A 17,336-nucleotide genomic window follows, 5' to 3' on the forward strand; every position below is an offset into this window, starting at 1 on the left:
TGAGGACGTTTTTCGCCCCTTATGCAAAGACTATAAGCCAGGCGCGTCGCGCTGTCACGCAAGAAGCCAAAAGGCGATACAACAGTGTAAGCCCCTGTCGGTTATGTTTTGCAAGCATCATCCAAGTGCGTTTGCCAGCCGTCTGGTTTCCGCGATCGCGTCATTGATGGTTTCAGAGCGCTCATCGTTCATGATCCCTTGGTCCGCGGCCCGTTGAAAGATGGCATGAATTGGCAAAGCATTGATTTCATTGATGACGGGGCCTTGGTCTGAAAGAACGATATCAAAGCCAAGCACGCCATGCTGCGGCATCAACGCGTGCACTGATTGGCATATATCGACGGCTGCCGGTACATCAGGCAAGCTATAGTCGTTTAATGGCAGATCGCCATGGGGTGACGTGTCCAGCGCATTAATGTTCATCCGTCCCATATTCTGGGCGCGCCTGATTGTGCCTGTGGTATGGTCGACCCAGCACATCGCGTTGGCCCCGTGGCTTGCAAAACCATCGGTCATTGCCCCCACGGGTGGCAGTTTTTGTACCGTATAAAGGCATGATATATCGGTGCTGGTTCTAAGGGTCACGACACGCAAAGTTGCCGCCGTTGGTCCGGTGATAGCGCGGAGTCGCTGATGCGGCTGCAAGCACTGCTGAAAAAGATAGCCGTCGGGAAACTGCGTGGCGATTTCAGTTGCAAGTTCATCCAATGGCACAACGCGGCCATCGGCAATTTCGACAGCATTATCGGACACATCCAACAAACTGACGGCCCCGATGCTTCGCGATAGATTAAGCGGTTTGCCAAAACACGGATAATTCTGTGCGTCGCCTAGAAATCTTTGAATGTCTTGCTTGCAAGATAGGCCAGTCGCATGCGGAAATGCTCTGGTTGGGTGATAAATCGCCAGATCAACCGACGTGGGAAAACCCAGACTGCGCAACAGTACTCCGGTCAACGCCTTGTCGTTAAACAAGCCATGTTGACCGTTAATCCCGAATGGGGACAGCGTTAGGGACAATCGCCGGGACGATCGGGTCGAAACATAGTTTTTGGCAGCTTCAACAGGCCTTTCTTTGGCAAAGAATGCATAAAGAAAATACTCATTGGCTCCGAAACCACGACGGCGGCCCAGTCGCACCAGATCAATCAGTTGCTTGACGCGGTCGCGATACCCGTGCTGCTGAACCCATGTCATGTATTTCGCGACATTCAAGTCTCGCTTGGGAAGTGTTAGTACTAAGATCGCCATTACGCTGTGTATCGCACCTGCAAGATAGATAAAGTGAAACTGGCGAAACCAAAAAGGGAAGCGACAATCCACTTCCCCTTCGGTAAAATAAAGTCGCTATATTCCGTTAGGAATTAGCATTCGGATCCACGTCCGCATAAAGGTTCCTCAGGTTCGTCGGATCCGCCTGAGTCATTATCGCTGGACACTGCCGCGCCGATTAGCAGCGCAGCGAGGATACCAACAACAATATACGCCGGATTGACAGATGATGCAGCGGCGGCTGGCGCGGGATCAACCGGTGACGACTCCACGATTTCAGGGGAAAGACCGCCTGCATGTGCAGTTGTAACACCACAGGTTGCAGCAATCATCGCGACGATATTATTGAATTTCATGTTTCATTTCCTTTTAACATAGAAGAGCACTGGCCTCATCACACAACTTTAAGACAATATTTTGCAGCCTTTGTGTCAATATGAAAAATTTGATTTAAATTATTATTCAGTGGTTTTTGCTGATCTGTCGCAATTTTGCATAAGGCGTGAACCCTGTGAAACAGACAGCGTGATTTGGAGCTGAAATATGAACCAACAGTACTTGAATGCATGTTTCCAGCAGCACGGTGGTAGGTTCCGTTTTGCGCGTTGGGGGCAGACCATTGTTCCTGAACTTTTGGGTGCCGGACCAGAAATGAAGTCTGCTTTTGATGCGGCTTATGAAACCATCACCGGGATAACGGATCACGCTTTTTCACAGCCAACCAAGCAGAACCATGCAAACAGTATCTTTGTTTTCATTGATGGCTGGGATGCGCTGTTAAATATGCCTTTTGGCGTCGATCACATATTCGATCTAGTAAAGTTGACTGAACATATGAAGGCAACGAAAGCGACGCAGTTTCGCAGGTTCATTTATGATGATGACGGCCGTATCCTGTATGCGCTTGGTGTCTATGATATGCGCAGCCGTCTAAAGGACTATGCCCCGTCGCGCATTGGCATGGCGCAAGTTTTGCTAACACATTTGAATTTTTCACTGGGTGTTTTGCAAAAGCCTGTTGTTGAGCAAACAGATGATGTCTGGGCGCCAAGTCAGGACATGCGCAAACTTCTGAAGGCCGCGTATGATCGCAACCTTCCACCGGCATCGCGCGATCCCGATATGACGAAACAACTGATTGCGTTGCTCTAACCTCGCATTAGCTTTGCGGCGGCAGGTGCAAAATAGGTCAGGATGCCGTCGCAACCTGCGCGTTTGAACGCCAGCAAGCTTTCCATCATGACCTTGTCACCATCAAGCCAGCCGTTTTGCGCGGCCGCCTGTATCATCGCGTATTCCCCACTGACCTGATAAGCATAGGTTGGCACGCCGAAACTGTCTTTTACACGGCGGCAGATATCCAGATACGGCATGCCGGGTTTAACCATGATCATATCGGCACCTTCGGACAAATCACGCTCTACCAGACGTAATGCCTCGTCGCTATTGCCGGGGTCCATCTGATAGGTGTTCTTGTCGCCGGTCAGCGCGGATGAGGCCCCAACCGCATCACGGAACGGGCCATAAAAACTGGATGCGTATTTCGCCGTATAGCTCAGGATCGCGACGTTCTGGTGACCATCTGCTTCAAGCGCTGTACGGATTGCCCCGATCCGCCCGTCCATCATATCCGACGGTCCCAGAATATCCGCCCCGGCCTCTGCTTGCGCAAGTGCCATTTTGACCAAGGCCGCAACCGAGCGGTCATTGACGATCTCACCGTTTTCAACAAATCCGTCGTGGCCGTTGATGTTGTAGGTGTCCAGCGCGATATCGGTCATCACGGCGATATCGGGGGCGGCATCCTTGATCGCGCGGATGGCCTGATTTGCCGGATTGTTCGGATCCCACGCCATTGCGCAATCTTCGGTACGGGCGTCCATTCCGGTATAGGGAAAGACACAAATAGCGGGGATACCAAGGGCTTGCGCCTCTTTCGCAGCTGATGCGACGCGGTCTACCGTGCGGCGGACCACGCCAGGCATAGAGGCGACTGGCGTTTCATCATCCTTGCCGTCCATCACAAAGATGGGCCAGATCAGGTCGTCCACAGTCAGCGTGTTCTGCCGGGCCAAAGCGCGGAGCGCGGGGCTTTGCCGCATCCGGCGCAGCCGTGTCGCAGGGTAGGGGGCAATCGTCGGTTTCATGGGTCAGCAGCCTCTTTTAGTGGTAATTTCTTGGTGGCATGGATTTTGCCGCATCACAAGGCTGGGCAAGTCGGGAACAGGGCGCTAGGTTCCGCGCAAGACACGCATTATGACTGGATAAGACGCTTGGACTGGACGCTCGCACTGGCGCGATTGATTGACCTACAGACATTTACCAGCTTTTGGTATTGGCTCGTTGTGATTGTCACATGGTCGATTGCCGGAAACTGGTTGATCGGTGTGCCATTCGACATGCTGTTTCGGGCGCGCAAATGCGCCGAACAGGAATTGGCCGACCTGGAGGCGCTGATAGATATCAACGCCCGCCGGATTGTTCGGACTGATCATGTGTTCGGGATATCAGCGGCAGGTCTGATTGGCTTTTTTCTATGCTCACTGGGTGTCGCTGGCTTTGTTTACGGGTTCGAATTGGCGCAGGGGCTGTTTGTCTTGGCGGCACCATTGACCATTGTTGTGGCCATCAACGTGCGGCTGGCGCATCAATTGCACCATACGCCTTTGCATGGACGTGCCCTTGTCAAACGTCTGTTTCTTGTGCGGCTTTGGACCCAGGTCGTTGCAATGCTGGCACTGTTCTTTTCAGCGATGTACGGAATGTATGTTGTCATTTCCGCGCAGCAGTTCTTCTAATCGGTTGACACCACAAGCGCGCGGGGTAGGTCAGCGGCATGTCTGATCCCAAACACATCACCGTCAGCGGCGCGCCCGAAGGGTATGATGCGCAACTGATCTTGGCCGAACTTGGCAAAGGCACGCCTGTTTTGCATGTGGCGCGTGATGATAAACGGCTGGCGGCGATGCAGTCGGCGCTAGCATTCTTTGCGCCGCAAACACCGATTTTTGTGTTCCCCGCATGGGATTGCCTGCCTTACGATCGGGTTTCCCCAAACACCGATATTTCAGCCGCCCGTATGGCGACACTTGCTGCTTTGGTACATGGGATGCCAGAGCAATTTATCATCCTGACAACCCTGTCAGCGGCCACCCAACGCGTGCCCGCACGCAGCCTGCTGCGCGAGGCAGCGTTTCAGGCAACAGTCGGTAAGCGGATGGATGAAGAGGCGTTGCGCCAGTTTCTTGTCCGCATGGGCTTTACCCAAAGCCCCACCGTGATGGAGGCAGGTGATTATGCGATCCGGGGCGGTATCATCGACATCTATCCGCCGGGCCAATCTGGCCCTGTCAGGTTAGACCTTTTCGGCGATGTCCTTGATGGTGCCCGCCGCTTTGATCCCGCGACACAACGCACCACCGAAAAGCTTGCAGAGGTTGAACTGGCCCCTGTGTCCGAGGTTATTCTGGATGAGGCCGCAATCACCCGCTTTCGTCAGAATTACAGGTTGGAATTTGGGGCGGCAGGCACCGATGATCCTTTGTACGAAGCAGTTTCAGCCGGGCGCAAACATGCGGGCGTTGAACACTGGCTAGGGTTCTTTCAAGATGATCTGGAAACGCTTTTCGATTACCTGCCCAAGGCCACAGTGACCCTTGATGACCAGATGACGCCAATGCGCGTTGCGCGCTGGGATAGCATCGCCAATCAATATGGCACGCGGATGCATGCGCTCAGCCAAAAAGGCCGTATGGACAGCGTTTATAAACCCGCACCTCCTGAGCTTTTGTATCTTGATGATGCCGCATGGGAAGCTGCTGTCGCGGACCGCCGTGTTATGCAGTTTTCGCCCCTCAAACAGGCCACCGGCCCCGGTGTAATTGATGCAGGCGGGCGGATTGGGCGGAATTTTTCGCCAGAACGGCAGCAAGAACAAATCAGTCTTTTCAGTGCTTTGGCCGATCATGTGAAGACAAAACTGAACGATGGACCGGTCGTGATCGCCTCATACTCGGAAGGTGCGCGCGAACGTCTGGAAGGGTTGATTGAGGACGAAGGCGTGGTTGAGGCCATCAGCGTCACAGATTTCAGCCGGATCGGCAAAAGGGGCGTGCATCTGGCCGTCTGGGCGCTGGACCATGGGTTCGAAGCACCGGGCCTGACTGTGATTTCAGAACAGGACGTGCTGGGCGACCGTTTGATCCGGCAAACCAAACGCAAACGCCGGGCCGAAAACTTCCTGAGCGAGGCCAACAGCCTGAGCCCCGGCGACCTGGTGGTCCATGTGGACCACGGTGTCGGTCGGTATACGGGCATGGAGGTTGTAACCGCCCTTGGTGCAGCACATGAATGCCTGCTGCTGGAATATGCCGAAGATTCAAAACTTTATCTACCGGTTGAGAACATCGAACTGCTGTCGAAGTATGGGCACGAAACCGGGCTGCTGGACAAACTGGGCGGTGGCGCGTGGCAGGCCAAAAAGGCGAAGCTAAAAGAACGTATCCGCCAGATTGCCGAACGGCTGATCCGGGTTGCGGCAGAGCGGGAATTACGGACGGCACCGGCACTTGATCCGCCAGACGGGCTTTGGGATCAGTTTTTGGCGCGCTTTCCATACGTTGAAACCGATGATCAATTGGCGGCTATTGAAGATGTGCTGACCGATTTGGGATCGGGCAAACCGATGGACCGGCTGATCTGCGGCGACGTTGGCTTTGGCAAGACCGAAGTTGCCATCCGCGCGGCCTTTATCGCAGCGCTGTCCGGTGTGCAGGTGGCGATCATCGCGCCGACAACATTGCTGGCGCGTCAGCACTATCAGAATTTTGCAGAACGGTTCCGGGGCTTTCCCGTTACCGTGCGCCCGCTATCGCGTTTTGTGTCGACGAAAGATGCAAACCTAACTCGTGATGGCCTGACCAAAGGGACTGTCGATATCGTTGTTGGCACCCATGCCTTGCTGGCCAAAGGCGTGCGGTTCAAGAACCTTGGCTTGCTTGTCATTGATGAAGAACAGAAATTTGGGGTACAGCATAAAGAGCGGCTTAAGCAGTTGCGCACCGATGTGCATGTCTTAACGCTGACCGCGACCCCCATTCCACGCACGCTGCAATTGTCACTGTCAGGCGTTCGCGATCTGTCGATCATCGGCACACCACCCATCGACCGTTTGGCGATCCGTACCTACGTCAGTGAATTCGACACGATCACTGTGCGCGAGGCGCTTTTGCGCGAACATTACCGTGGCGGGCAATCCTTTGTGGTTGTGCCCCGGATCAGCGACATGGCCGAGATGGAGGATTTCCTTAAACGCGAGGTGCCTGAAGTCACCTATATTTCGGCAACAGGTCAAATGGCGGCAGGTGAGCTTGATGACCGGATGAACGCCTTCTACGACGGTAAATATGATGTACTGCTGGCGACAACTATCGTTGAAAGCGGCCTCGATATCCCAACGGCGAACACAATGATCGTGTGGCGGTCTGATATGTTCGGCCTTAGCCAACTGTACCAGATCAGGGGCAGGGTGGGTCGGTCCAAGACCCGCGCCTATGCGTATCTGACGACGAAACCGCGCCAGAAACTGACCGATACAGCACAGAAACGGCTGCGTGTGCTGGGGTCGATTGATACGCTGGGTGCGGGCTTTACGCTGGCGTCCCAAGACCTTGATATTCGCGGCGCAGGTAACCTGCTGGGTGAAGAACAATCAGGGCAAATGCGCGAAGTGGGGTATGAACTTTACCAGCAAATGCTGGAAGATCAGATCGCCGCCATCCGGTCAGGTCAGGCCGAAGGCATTATTGATGATGGGCAATGGGCGCCGCAGATCAATCTTGGCGTGCCTGTATTGATCCCGGACGATTATGTGCCTGATCTGGATGTGCGACTGGGGCTTTATCGGCGCCTGTCGGAACTGACGACCAAGGTCGAACTGGAAGGTTTCGCAGCCGAACTGATTGACCGGTTTGGCAAGCTGCCACGCGAGGTGAACACCCTGATGCTGGTGGTGCGGATCAAGGCGATGTGTAAACGCGCCGGGATTGCGAAACTGGATGCCGGGCCAAAAGGGGCGACAATCCAGTTTCACAATGACAAATTCGCCTCACCGCAAGGGTTGGTTGAATTTATCGGCGCGCAAAACGGCATGGCCAAGGTCAAAGACAACAAGATCGTTGTGCGCCGCGATTGGGCCAAAGAACGCGACAAGATCCAAGGTGCGTTCAATATTGCGCGTGATCTGGCGCAAAAGCTGGCCGAAGAAAAGAAAAAGGCTGGCTAACTTGCGTTTGCCGCTTTCGGTCAGACCAGCGATATTGGGCTAAGGTCAGATTTCACCCGGGCGCCGGATCATCGTTGTCAGCCACAGCGCAAGGACCGCGGCGATCAGCGTACCAACGGCCATTGGCATCGGGGTGCCGTCAAATAACAATGCGACGGGGGCCGCGATCACGACAGCGCCGACCGTTGCAACCGCAGCGATGATGGTTGCAGCCATGCCAGCCATATGTCCCATCTCCTCCATCGCGAGCGCGTTGAGGTTGCCGATTGTCAGGCCCGCTTGGAAAAAAATTGAAGTCACCCAGAAAACATACGTCCCAAAGGCGAGCCAATATGGCCCATCGGCGGCAGTAATCGCTATCATCACAAGTGTGATTGCAATCTGCACCGTAAACATGGCCTTGATGATCGCCCGCATGCCCAGTCGCACCACAATGCGCGCATTCAGCAAGCTTGCAGAAGCTGCAATGATAGCGATCCCGCCGAACCAGTAATGAAACTGTGCACCCTGCCCAAAGGTGACATCAAAGACCTGCTGTGTGGATGACAGCACCACAAAAAGCATACTGAACGCGAGTGTCTGCACAAAGATCGACAAGCGCGCCGTGCGGTGCGCAAACATCTCGGTCACCGCCACACCCATTGACCGGACATTGATCGCCCTGCGGTTTTCAGGGGCCAGTGTTTCCGGCTGTCGGATCAAAAGCCAAAGCGTTGTCATGATACAAAAAATCATGAACGCCGCAAAAATAGCGCGCCAGCCAAACCCCAGAATGATGAAATGCCCCAGCGTGGGTGCAAGCGCCGGAACCAGTGAGAAAACGACCATCGAAAACGATATAATGCGCGCCATATTTGGACCTGAATAGAGGTCCCTGATCATCGCCATTGCAACAACACGCGGCCCGGCAGCCCCAAGCCCTTGGACGATCCGTGCCGCCAACATGACTTCCAAACTTGCGGCGGCCCAGGCAACCGCACACGCGATGATATAAACAATCGCACCGCCAACCATCACCGGCTTGCGACCGAATGCATCCGACAAGGGCCCCGTAAAAAGCGTGCCAATCCCCATGCCCAACACAAAGCTGGTAATGATCAGTTGCGCGTTATTCAGGTTATCGGGTGAAAGTGCTGCGCCGATCTCTGGCAAAGCGGGTAACATCGCGTCAATCGAGAACGCGATTGTTGCCGCCAGCATGGCCGTAAGCGCGATAAACTCTGCCTGCGGCAAACGCTTTGGCTCTCGCAAGACAGCGCTGGTATCAGTCATTCGGCGGCTTCGATCTGCTTCATGATATCTTCGATAACACCCACCCACATTTCGGGCGGTTGTGCACCCGGCACGGCATGTTGCTGGGCCACGATGAATGTCGGAACAGAGCTGACACCCATCTCGCGGCTATGCGCATCACGCTTGCGAATATCGTCAGCGTCAGAGTCCGAGGCTAGCAGCTTGGTCACCATCGCGGCATCCATTTCGGCTGTGTCGGCGATATCGGCCAGCACTTCATGATCGCCGATATCGCGGCCATCAACGAAATAGGCTTTGAACAACAGATCAACCACAAAAGACTGGCGCTGTTCGATCCCGGCCCAATGGATCAGGCGATGCGCGTCGATGGTGTTCGGTGTCTTCTTTATCGCATCAAAGTTGATATGCGCGCCAGAGCGTTCGGCATGTTCGACCACAGGCGCATAGGCTTTGACGGCGCCATCCTTGCCACCAAATTTGCCTTCAAGATAGGCGCGGCGGTCCATGCCTTCGGCGGGCATGTCGGGGTTTAGCTGGAATGGATGCCATTCGATGGTGAACGGGTGATCAGGGAACTGTTCCAACGCCTTATCAAGGTTCGCCTTACCGATATAGCACCACGGGCAGATCGGGTCGGAAATGATATCAAGCTTGACCATGCGTGGTCTCCCATTCGGCGCGCAGATGTTTGCGCAAAAGTTTGTTGTTGGCCCCGCGGGGAAGCGCATCACGGGCGATCAAAAGGCGGGGCATTTTATAGTCGGCCAATCGCGCGGCAAGACATGCACGAAGATCCCCTTCATCTATCACGTCTGCGGCCACGTAAAACCCCGCAATCACGTGAACACCTGTGCGCACCTGCACAGCGCATGCTGCGGCCTCAACGATCAGGGGATGCGCGGTAAGCGCATCTTCGACCTCGATAGGTCTAACCCTGTGTCCGCCTGCGTTCATCATGTCATCGGCACGCCCGGCATAGGTTATGGCACCACGCCCGTCCATACTGGCCAGATCACCGGTCATAAACCAGTCGTTCTGATACCTTGCTGCCGTTTCCACTGGTTGATCAAGATAGCCAAGCATGAGGCCGGGGTCGCTTTTATGTACGGCAATTGTGCCGACCCTGCCCCGCGGAACAGGCCCATCATCCCCCATCAAGGCAACCGTGCGCCCCGGTTGGACAAAACCCGCCGTACCATCAGGTGCAGGATTGTCCGGCGCGGCAGAGATGAAGGTTGAACATTCAGACATGCCGAACGCCTCATACATCATCGTTCCGGTCTTTTGTTCCCAATCGGCACGCACTGACGCGGCCATTTTTTCGCCTGCTGAAAGGCCGTGACGCAAACGCGGCATATCGGGCATGTCTGCGCGCAAAAGCCTGCGAAACACACCCGGCGCCGCAGCAAACAGAGTGGCGTTGTGATCTTTCATCAAATCCGGCAATTGATTGGGGTGTATATCCGGGCCGGGGATCAGGGCGGTCGCGCCAATGGACCACGGGTCCATCAACCCGGTGCCTAACGTATAGGTCCAGTTGAACGCACCGGCGTGCATCATCCGGTCATCTTCGCGCAAGCCATACCACCCATCCCACATCATGCGGCGTGCCCAGATGGCGCGATGGGCATGAACCACAGGGGTTGGGTGGCCGCCTGTACCCGAGGTGTAGATAATATACGCGGGGCGATTTGCGTCGCCATAGGCGAAGCTGGCTTGGGGCAACGTCCAAAACCGGCGCAACGCCGCAAAGGGTAACGCACTGCGTAACGTTTGCGGCGCACCTGCGGATCGGATTTCCAACGCAGGTTGGATCGTTTTCACGACCTCTGCATATTCATGTCCTGATAGGGCGCTCGACAATGAAACCGGGATGATGCCTGCGGCAATCGCACCCAAGAATGCAATTGGAAACTCTGGTGTGTTGCCAAGCTGCAAGATGACCCTCTGATTTGGTTTTACCAAGGAAAGCAGTCCGGTGGCCGTTCCCAGAACTGCACGTTTCACGAACCGATAGTCAAAGCTGTCGCTGCCGTCCCTGCCCATGATCCGCAACGCAGTCTTGTCACTCAACCGGTCGGCATGCGCCAACACATAAGCCGCCATATTGAAAGGCTGCGGGGCAGGGGAAAATCCGTCTGATTGCACAAGCGACAGCATATTTCATGGGCTAGCGATGTGGGGCCTAGGTTGCAAGACACCCGATGCCTGCTTATGACGTGCCTATGGCAGATAGCGACCCAGATAACCTGATCCGTATTGCGCGCGAAAGCGGTGAAAGCAGCGTGGCGCAACCGCTCGACCTTGGGGCGCGGGTGCGCGAGTTACGCAAGGCAAGCAACTGGACCTTGGAACAAGCGGCACAGCAGGCGGGTCTTGCGCGTTCGACCTTGTCCAAAATCGAAAACGGGCAGATGTCGCCCACATATGATGCGCTGAAAAAGCTGGCCATTGGTTTGGAAATCTCTGTGCCGCAGCTATTCACGCCGCCTTCAAAAGGTCAGGTGAATGGCCGTATGTCTGTTACCCGGAATGGCGAAGAAGCAGAGAAGGTCACGACAACCTACGAACACGCGTTATTGGCGGAAACACTGACCACAAAGAAAATGCTGCCGTATCGCACCCGCGTGCGCGCGCGCAATGTCGCAGATTTTGATGGCTGGGTCCGTCATGACGGTGAGGAATTTCTGTATGTGCTGACAGGGCAGGTTCGGCTTTACACCGAATTCTATGAACCTGTTGAACTCAAACGCGGTGACAGCGCCTATTATGATGCGGCGATGGGCCATAATGTGGTGTCGATCAGCGCTGAGGATGCGACGATCCTTTGGGTGACATCGCTGAGCTAGTCCTTTGGGAAAAGCCGCGGCAAAACCAACGCCGCAATGGCCACACCCACAATCTGCATGGCAATGAACATCGGGATATGGGCCGGGTTGATGCCTGCGAATGTGTCACTGAACCCGCGCGCAATCGTCACCGCAGGGTTAGCAAAGCTGGTTGATGATGTGAACCAATATGCCCCGGTGATATACAGCGCCACCAGCGTCGGCACCGCGTCGGGGCGGCTTTTTAGCCCACCGAAAATTATAAAGAGCAGACCAAAGGTCGCGAGGATTTCCGAGAACCACTGCGCGACGCCCGTGCGATCCGTGGTCGAGGCTTGCAAAATGCTCAGATCAAACATGATGTGAGCCGCCCATACGCCAAGAATGCCACCGATGATCTGCACGACAACATAAGCGATTGCGTCACCAGTGCTAATCTCGCCCCGCAACAGAAACGCAAGCGTTACAGCCGGGTTGAAATGCGCACCAGAAATGGGGCCAAGGGTCGTGATAATCACATAAAGGATGCAGCCTGTTGCAATCGCATTGGCAAGCAGGGCAATCGCCACATTCCCATCAGCAAGTGCAGCCCCCATGATGCCAGAACCCACAACACCAATCAGCAGAAATGCCGTTCCCAGCCCCTCGGCCAACAATCTGTGCATCTTAGGCCCCAATTCGGTCGAATACCGCTTGCAAATCCTCTTGTGTCATCTCCTCGAAGGGCAAGGCAAGCAAAGCGTCAGCTTTCGCAGACAAGATGGCATAGGTTTCGGCAAAAGCGGCAGGCTGATCATCAGGGGCGGCTGCGGCAGGGTCTTCAACGCCCCAATGGGCGCGCAACGGCGTGCCGGGCCAATAAGGGCAGGTTTCGCCAGCTGCTGAACCACAAACAGTGATAACGGCGTACATCGCCGGCGCATCGGGTTTGGCAAAGTCATCCCAGCTTTGGGATGTCAAACCACTGGTCGGAAACCCTTTGTCGGCCAACAGGCGCAGCGATTGCACATGCACTTGGCCAGCTGGCTTTGATCCTGCCGACCAGGCTTTGATGCGCCCGTCAGAGCGGTGGTTGAGGATTGTTTCAAGCAGGATAGACCGGGCAGAATTGCCGGTGCACAGAACAAGGATATTCATCTTGGGCCTTCATGTCATGTCAGGCCCGCCTAGCCGCCAAATGTAACAATTAAACGACAAGGCAGGCCATAGGCACTTATTCCTCGTACCACCAGACATCAGGCTGCCAACCGGGCCAATCCCCAAAAATCGGGATATAGTCTGGATGTTTCAGTTCTTTGGCTTGGGCAATGCGGCTGATGTTCCACTGATAAATCGGAATGACATAGCGACCTGCGGTCAACACACGGTCCAGCGCTTTGACGGCCGCGACAAAATCATCTTGGCTTTCCGACGTGAGCAAGCGGCCAATCATGGCGTCCGCGGCAGGTGATTGCACACCCATCAGGTTGCGGCCGCCAACCTCGTTTGCGTTTTCAGACCCGTAATAATTGTACTGCTCATTGCCGGGCGACAAAGAAAGCCCGCGACGGTAGTAAACCATGTCAAAATCAAAAGCGTCCGTGCGTTCTTTGAATTGCGCGCTATCGGCGACCGTCATGACTGACGTAATGCCGATCCGGGCAAGGGATTCCATATACAGATCAATGATCGACTGCATTTCTGTGGCGCCCTGATCCAGCAATATCTCTAATTCAAAGTCATTGCCGTCCGCATCGCGCATGACACCATCCTGCACGGTCCAACCTGCGGCCTCGAACATCTCAAACGCTTTGCCGGTGCCAGCACGGTTGCGTTCTGATCCGTCACTGACGGGCAGGGCGTACCCTTCGATCGTTTCGGGCACCAGTTCATTTGCAAAAGGGGTCAGGAATTCAGCGACACGCCCGGTTGCGGGGCCGCTGTCCATGCCCAAAGGGGAGTTTGACCAATACGACGTGATGCGCGGTTGGGCAGAGCCCGTCATCGTTTCATTAATGAATTCAAAGTTGAAAGCATGGATCAACCCATCGCGCACGCGCCAGTCGGCCAGATGATCGCGGCGGGTATTCATTGCAAAGCCCGTCATGCCAGAGGGCCGCTGATGTGCGATTTCTTCTTTTACGATGTCGCCACTTTGGACGGCAGGAAAATCATAGCGTGTATCCCAACGGACGACGTTGAATTCGCGTGTGGCGTTGACTTCGCCCACTTTGAACGCTTCAAACGCGGCCGTTTCATCACCGAAAAACTCCAAACGCACCTCATCAAGGTTGTGGGTGCCGACACGGAACGGCACATCGGCGCCCCAATAATCAGGATTGCGGCGCAGCGACACAAAGCGACCTGGATCAAAATCATCAATCACATAGGGGGACGATGTGATCGGCACAATTGCTGTGGTGCTTTCGGCAAAATCAACGCCATCCCACTGATCCTTTTTCAAGATCGGACGAAGACCGGCCAGCAAGGCCAATTCGCGGTCTTCGGTATTGAAGGTAAAGCGGACCGTCCGGTCGCCCACTTGTTCAAGACTTTCAACCTTGGACCAGAACCCCAGATAGCGGGGGTGACCGACAGTGCCCAAAGTCTCGTAGGACCACATCACATCTTCGATGGTCACAGGGCTGCCATCCGAAAACGCGGCCTCTTCGCGCAGGGTGAATTCGACCCATTCGCGGTTCGGTCCTGTCTCAACCGATTCGGCCAGAACACCGTAAAGCGAGAAGGGTTCGTCCAATGACCGGCCCATAAAGCTTTCGCCAAGGAAAAATCTAAGCTGCCATGGAACCGACCCTTTGCGGATGAACGGGTTCAGGCTGTCAAAGCTGCCGACCTCTGCCGTGACGATCCGCCCACCTTTGGGCGCATCTGCGTTTGCGTAGGGCAGGGACACAAAATCCGGTGGTAGGGCAGGATCACCATACATAGCTATGCCATGCTGCGGCTCTGCGCTGGTGACACCACCAGCAAACACCAAGGCGAATGCGGCTGCGATTGCGCGTGTTCTACTGCCAAATGGACGTGTCATTTTAAGGCCTCTTTCACTGCTCGGATCATTATTATGACCAAACCGTAAAGAGGGTTATCAACCTTTTCAAACTTTTAGCTTGGAGGCGGGCAAGGGATTGCTTATAACAAGGGCACTGCTCGATAGGTTTCTTGCCTGTATGAAACCTGCCTCAATAACTTTACGCCCGCCTTGTGCGGGCGTTTTTTTTATGGCTCACGGAAGCGTATCGTGGCTTTCGCAGTTGCAGCATATAAGGTGAGTCGCAACACAGCAGAATCGGAGAAAAACCATGTCCCTGTCAGGAAAAACCGCCGTCATCACCGGATCAAACTCTGGCATTGGCCTTGGGGTCGCACGTGAACTGGCCAAAGCAGGGGCGAATGTGGTCATCAACTCATTCACCGACCGCGACGAAGATCACGCTTTGGCTGCCGAAATCGCCGATGTGACAGGGGTTAAGGCGAAATATGTGGCTGCCGATATGTCGAAAGCCGATGATTGTCGCCGCTTGGTCGTTGAAGCGGGCGGTTGCGATATATTGGTGAATAACGCGGGCATTCAATATGTGGCCCCTGTGCAGGATTTCCCGACGGCGAAGTGGGATGCGATCATCGCAATCAACCTCAGTTCCGCGTTTCATACGACCGCCGCTGCCGTCACCGGCATGCGTGAACGCGGCTATGGCCGGATCGTGAATATCGCCTCGGCCCATGGTTTGACGGCGTCACCTTACAAATCCGCCTATGTCGCCGCCAAGCATGGCATCGTTGGCCTGACCAAGACTATTGGCCTTGAAACAGCCCAAGATCCGATCACCTGCAACGCCGTTTGCCCCGGTTACGTACTGACGCCATTGGTCGAGGCACAGATCCCCGACACCATGAAAGAATACAACATGTCCCGCGAGGATGTGATCAAGAACGTGATGCTGGAACGCCAACCGTCCAAAGAATTTGCCACCACCGAACAGTTGGGCGGCACGGTTGCTTTCCTGTGCTCGGACGCTGCGGCGCAGATCACCGGCACGACGATCAGCGTTGATGGCGGCTGGACCGCGCTGTGAAGAAGATTAACCTCGCATTGCAGGGGGGTGGGGCGCATGGCGCGTTCACCTGGGGCGTTCTGTGTCGATTGCTGCAAGAGGAAGATATCGAGATCGCTGCAATCTCTGGCACCTCAGCGGGTGCTTTGAACGCGGCTGCGTTAAAGTCGGGCTGGGTGGCGAAAGGGCGTGAAGGGGCGATTGAAAACCTCGAATGGCTTTGGGGGCAGATCGGCGCCATTACTGACCCGATGTTTGCGCCTTGGATCGGGGCTGCGTTGCCAACGGCCGAGATTTGGGCGAAGGCGATGAAATACTCACCCGCCTATACGGCCTTTGATATGACAACACGCATGTTGTCGCCTTATGTCTACGGACCGGCGATGCAGAACCCCTTGGCGAATATCGTTGCAAAGTTCCATTACGATTCTGTCTGCGCCACAGACGGGCCCGATCTGCATATCTGTGCGACGAACGTGCGATCCGGAAAAATCCGCGTCTTTACCGGGGATGAGATTATGCCAGAGGTGATTATGGCCTCGGCCTGTCTTCCCAGTCTGTTCCAGGCGGTCGAATTTGAAGACCCGACAACAGGTAAGGTAGAGGCTTTCTGGGACGGTGGATACACCGGAAACCCCGCGCTTTATCCGTTGTTTGTGAGTGACTTACCGGATGATATTCTGATCGTGAATATCAACCCATTGCACCGTGAAGAACTGCCTGTTGACAGCCAATCCATTGAAAACCGGGTCAATGAGATCAGCTTTAACACCTCTTTGTTGCGCGAATTGCGTGCGATTGATTTTGTCAAACGCCTGCTTGCTGACGGGTCGATCAAGCGTGGTACGATGAAAAATGTGCTGGTGCATATGATCGCGGACGATGCGCTGATGAACGACTTGAATGTGGCCACCAAAACAATTCCAACCGCTGTGATCCTATCGCGCCTGAAATCAGCCGGTGAAGCTGCAGCGGATACTTTCCTCAAGTCCCACAAAAAAGACCTTGGCAAACGCAGTTCTGTCAACCTGACCGAGATGTTCAGCTGATCAGTTTGATCGCCAACGCCCACATCAACAGACCAATCAACACATCAAGGATACGCCACGCCCGCGCCGACTGCATGACAGGTGCCAAAAGCCGGGCGCCATAGCCAAGGCCGAAAAAGAACAGAAATGACGGTAACATCGCACCAATGGCGAAGGCGACTTTCTGTGAAACCTGTGTAAATTCGGTTGAGATCGCGCCAAGCAATACGATGGTATCAAGATAGACATGCGGGTTAAGCCAGGTGAAAGCCGCACATGCGGCAAGCGCGGCCCATAGACCAACAGGTTTTCCTTCTATTTCGACGGTATATTCATTGATCCAGACCGCCCAGAACCGCAGCGCGCCGTAGGCGAACAAAAAAGCAGCCCCACCCCAGGTCATGATGACAGGAAGCGACGGAAACATCTCGACGATCACGCCAAAACCAGCAACGCCTGCGGTGATCAAGATCGCATCAGACAGCGCGCAAAACAGCACCAACGGAAAGACGTGCGACCTAGCAAGACCTTGGCGCAATATGAATGTGTTTTGCGGACCGATTGCCAAAATAAAGGCGGCAGAGGCCGAAAAGCCAGTCAGTGCAGGAACAATCATACG

16 protein-coding genes are annotated in these 17,336 nt (G+C 54.9%); 6 read left to right on the forward strand and 10 right to left on the reverse strand.

The window, feature by feature from the left end:
* Positions 1-117 precede the first annotated feature (117 nt).
* Entirely contained in the window at positions 118-1,251 is a 1,134-nt protein-coding gene (locus tag RCCS2_RS16125) for a sugar-transfer associated ATP-grasp domain-containing protein (protein WP_083791209.1), read from the reverse strand.
* A gap of 113 nt (positions 1,252-1,364) precedes the next feature.
* Positions 1,365-1,628 carry a hypothetical protein gene (locus RCCS2_RS16130; protein WP_008236203.1) on the reverse strand — a complete coding sequence of 88 codons (264 nt, stop codon included), beginning with the start codon at positions 1,626-1,628 and terminating at the stop codon, positions 1,365-1,367.
* Positions 1,629-1,815: 187 nt separating this feature from the next.
* Here RCCS2_RS16130 and RCCS2_RS16135 point away from each other — a divergent pair, with 187 nt between their 5' ends.
* On the forward strand, positions 1,816-2,424 hold the full coding sequence (locus RCCS2_RS16135; RefSeq protein WP_037294375.1) for a hypothetical protein: 609 nt from the start codon (positions 1,816-1,818) through the stop codon (positions 2,422-2,424).
* Here the strand turns inward: RCCS2_RS16135 and hemB are convergent.
* The gene (gene hemB, locus RCCS2_RS16140; protein ID WP_008236211.1) at positions 2,421-3,419 is read right to left on the reverse strand and encodes a porphobilinogen synthase; all 999 of its coding nucleotides are present in this window, start codon (positions 3,417-3,419) and stop codon (positions 2,421-2,423) included. The two genes, RCCS2_RS16135 and hemB, sit on opposite strands and share 4 nt — an antisense overlap.
* A gap of 126 nt (positions 3,420-3,545) precedes the next feature.
* Here hemB and RCCS2_RS16145 point away from each other — a divergent pair, with 126 nt between their 5' ends.
* A complete protein-coding gene (locus RCCS2_RS16145; protein ID WP_037294377.1) occupies positions 3,546-4,070 on the forward strand; it encodes a hypothetical protein in 525 nt (174 codons plus the stop codon).
* A gap of 38 nt (positions 4,071-4,108) precedes the next feature.
* Positions 4,109-7,555 carry a transcription-repair coupling factor gene (mfd, locus tag RCCS2_RS16150; RefSeq protein ID WP_008236213.1) on the forward strand — a complete coding sequence of 1,149 codons (3,447 nt, stop codon included), beginning with the start codon at positions 4,109-4,111 and terminating at the stop codon, positions 7,553-7,555.
* Positions 7,556-7,600: 45 nt separating this feature from the next.
* Here mfd and RCCS2_RS16155 read toward each other — a convergent pair whose 3' ends face one another.
* From RCCS2_RS16155 to RCCS2_RS16165, 3 genes are read right to left on the reverse strand one after another with little or no spacing between them, the layout of a single operon-like run.
* Positions 7,601-8,827 (reverse strand): multidrug effflux MFS transporter, encoded by a 1,227-nt coding sequence (locus RCCS2_RS16155; RefSeq protein ID WP_008236215.1) that lies wholly within the window; start codon positions 8,825-8,827, stop codon positions 7,601-7,603.
* Positions 8,824-9,468, reverse strand: coding sequence for a DsbA family oxidoreductase (locus tag RCCS2_RS16160; RefSeq protein WP_008236217.1), 645 nt, complete (start codon positions 9,466-9,468; stop codon positions 8,824-8,826). The genes RCCS2_RS16155 and RCCS2_RS16160 overlap by 4 nt, the downstream gene beginning before the upstream one ends.
* Complete coding sequence (locus RCCS2_RS16165) at positions 9,455-10,969, reverse strand: class I adenylate-forming enzyme family protein (protein ID WP_008236218.1); 1,515 nt, start codon at positions 10,967-10,969, stop codon at positions 9,455-9,457. The genes RCCS2_RS16160 and RCCS2_RS16165 overlap by 14 nt, the downstream gene beginning before the upstream one ends.
* Before the next feature lie 65 nt (positions 10,970-11,034).
* Between RCCS2_RS16165 and RCCS2_RS16170 the strand changes: the two genes are divergently transcribed.
* Positions 11,035-11,658 (forward strand): helix-turn-helix domain-containing protein, encoded by a 624-nt coding sequence (locus tag RCCS2_RS16170; protein ID WP_037294414.1) that lies wholly within the window; start codon positions 11,035-11,037, stop codon positions 11,656-11,658.
* Here RCCS2_RS16170 and RCCS2_RS16175 read toward each other — a convergent pair.
* The 3 genes from RCCS2_RS16175 to RCCS2_RS16185 form a co-directional block, all read right to left on the reverse strand.
* Positions 11,655-12,302 carry an aquaporin gene (locus RCCS2_RS16175; RefSeq protein ID WP_008236222.1) on the reverse strand — a complete coding sequence of 216 codons (648 nt, stop codon included), beginning with the start codon at positions 12,300-12,302 and terminating at the stop codon, positions 11,655-11,657. The genes RCCS2_RS16170 and RCCS2_RS16175 overlap by 4 nt on opposite strands.
* Position 12,303: 1 nt before the next feature.
* Positions 12,304-12,774 carry an arsenate reductase ArsC gene (locus RCCS2_RS16180; RefSeq protein ID WP_008236224.1) on the reverse strand — a complete coding sequence of 157 codons (471 nt, stop codon included), beginning with the start codon at positions 12,772-12,774 and terminating at the stop codon, positions 12,304-12,306.
* 76 nt (positions 12,775-12,850) lie between these two features.
* Positions 12,851-14,665, reverse strand: a complete 1,815-nt coding sequence (locus RCCS2_RS16185; RefSeq protein ID WP_008236226.1) for an extracellular solute-binding protein — start codon at positions 14,663-14,665, stop codon at positions 12,851-12,853.
* A 271-nt stretch (positions 14,666-14,936) separates the two neighbouring features.
* On the opposite strand from RCCS2_RS16185, the gene RCCS2_RS16190 reads away from it, so the two are divergent.
* On the forward strand, positions 14,937-15,710 hold the full coding sequence (locus tag RCCS2_RS16190; protein ID WP_008236228.1) for a 3-hydroxybutyrate dehydrogenase: 774 nt from the start codon (positions 14,937-14,939) through the stop codon (positions 15,708-15,710).
* Positions 15,707-16,738 carry a patatin-like phospholipase family protein gene (locus RCCS2_RS16195; protein WP_008236230.1) on the forward strand — a complete coding sequence of 344 codons (1,032 nt, stop codon included), beginning with the start codon at positions 15,707-15,709 and terminating at the stop codon, positions 16,736-16,738. The genes RCCS2_RS16190 and RCCS2_RS16195 overlap by 4 nt, the downstream gene beginning before the upstream one ends.
* On the opposite strand, the gene RCCS2_RS16200 is transcribed toward RCCS2_RS16195, so the two are convergent.
* A complete protein-coding gene (locus RCCS2_RS16200; RefSeq protein ID WP_008236231.1) occupies positions 16,731-17,333 on the reverse strand; it encodes a LysE/ArgO family amino acid transporter in 603 nt (200 codons plus the stop codon). The two genes, RCCS2_RS16195 and RCCS2_RS16200, sit on opposite strands and share 8 nt — an antisense overlap.
* Between the last annotated feature and the right edge of the window lie 3 nt (positions 17,334-17,336).

This window comes from Roseobacter sp. CCS2 (assembly GCF_000169435.1).
Lineage (GTDB): Bacteria > Pseudomonadota > Alphaproteobacteria > Rhodobacterales > Rhodobacteraceae > Yoonia.

Bases quoted from the DNA above. Each gene is read 5' to 3' on its own strand.
- RCCS2_RS16125 (WP_083791209.1), bottom strand. From the start codon at position 1,251: ATGGCGATCTTAGTACTAACACTTCCCAAGCGAGACTTGAATGTCGCG.
- RCCS2_RS16130 (WP_008236203.1), bottom strand. From the start codon at position 1,628: ATGAAATTCAATAATATCGTCGCGATGATTGCTGCAACCTGTGGTGTT.
- RCCS2_RS16135 (WP_037294375.1), top strand. From the start codon at position 1,816: ATGAACCAACAGTACTTGAATGCATGTTTCCAGCAGCACGGTGGTAGG.
- hemB (WP_008236211.1), bottom strand. From the start codon at position 3,419: ATGAAACCGACGATTGCCCCCTACCCTGCGACACGGCTGCGCCGGATG.
- mfd (WP_008236213.1), top strand. From the start codon at position 4,109: ATGTCTGATCCCAAACACATCACCGTCAGCGGCGCGCCCGAAGGGTAT.
- RCCS2_RS16155 (WP_008236215.1), bottom strand. From the start codon at position 8,827: ATGACTGATACCAGCGCTGTCTTGCGAGAGCCAAAGCGTTTGCCGCAG.
- RCCS2_RS16160 (WP_008236217.1), bottom strand. From the start codon at position 9,468: ATGGTCAAGCTTGATATCATTTCCGACCCGATCTGCCCGTGGTGCTAT.
- RCCS2_RS16165 (WP_008236218.1), bottom strand. From the start codon at position 10,969: ATGCTGTCGCTTGTGCAATCAGACGGATTTTCCCCTGCCCCGCAGCCT.
- RCCS2_RS16170 (WP_037294414.1), top strand. From the start codon at position 11,035: ATGGCAGATAGCGACCCAGATAACCTGATCCGTATTGCGCGCGAAAGC.
- RCCS2_RS16175 (WP_008236222.1), bottom strand. From the start codon at position 12,302: ATGCACAGATTGTTGGCCGAGGGGCTGGGAACGGCATTTCTGCTGATT.
- RCCS2_RS16180 (WP_008236224.1), bottom strand. From the start codon at position 12,774: ATGAATATCCTTGTTCTGTGCACCGGCAATTCTGCCCGGTCTATCCTG.
- RCCS2_RS16185 (WP_008236226.1), bottom strand. From the start codon at position 14,665: ATGACACGTCCATTTGGCAGTAGAACACGCGCAATCGCAGCCGCATTC.
- RCCS2_RS16190 (WP_008236228.1), top strand. From the start codon at position 14,937: ATGTCCCTGTCAGGAAAAACCGCCGTCATCACCGGATCAAACTCTGGC.
- RCCS2_RS16200 (WP_008236231.1), bottom strand. From the start codon at position 17,333: ATGATTGTTCCTGCACTGACTGGCTTTTCGGCCTCTGCCGCCTTTATT.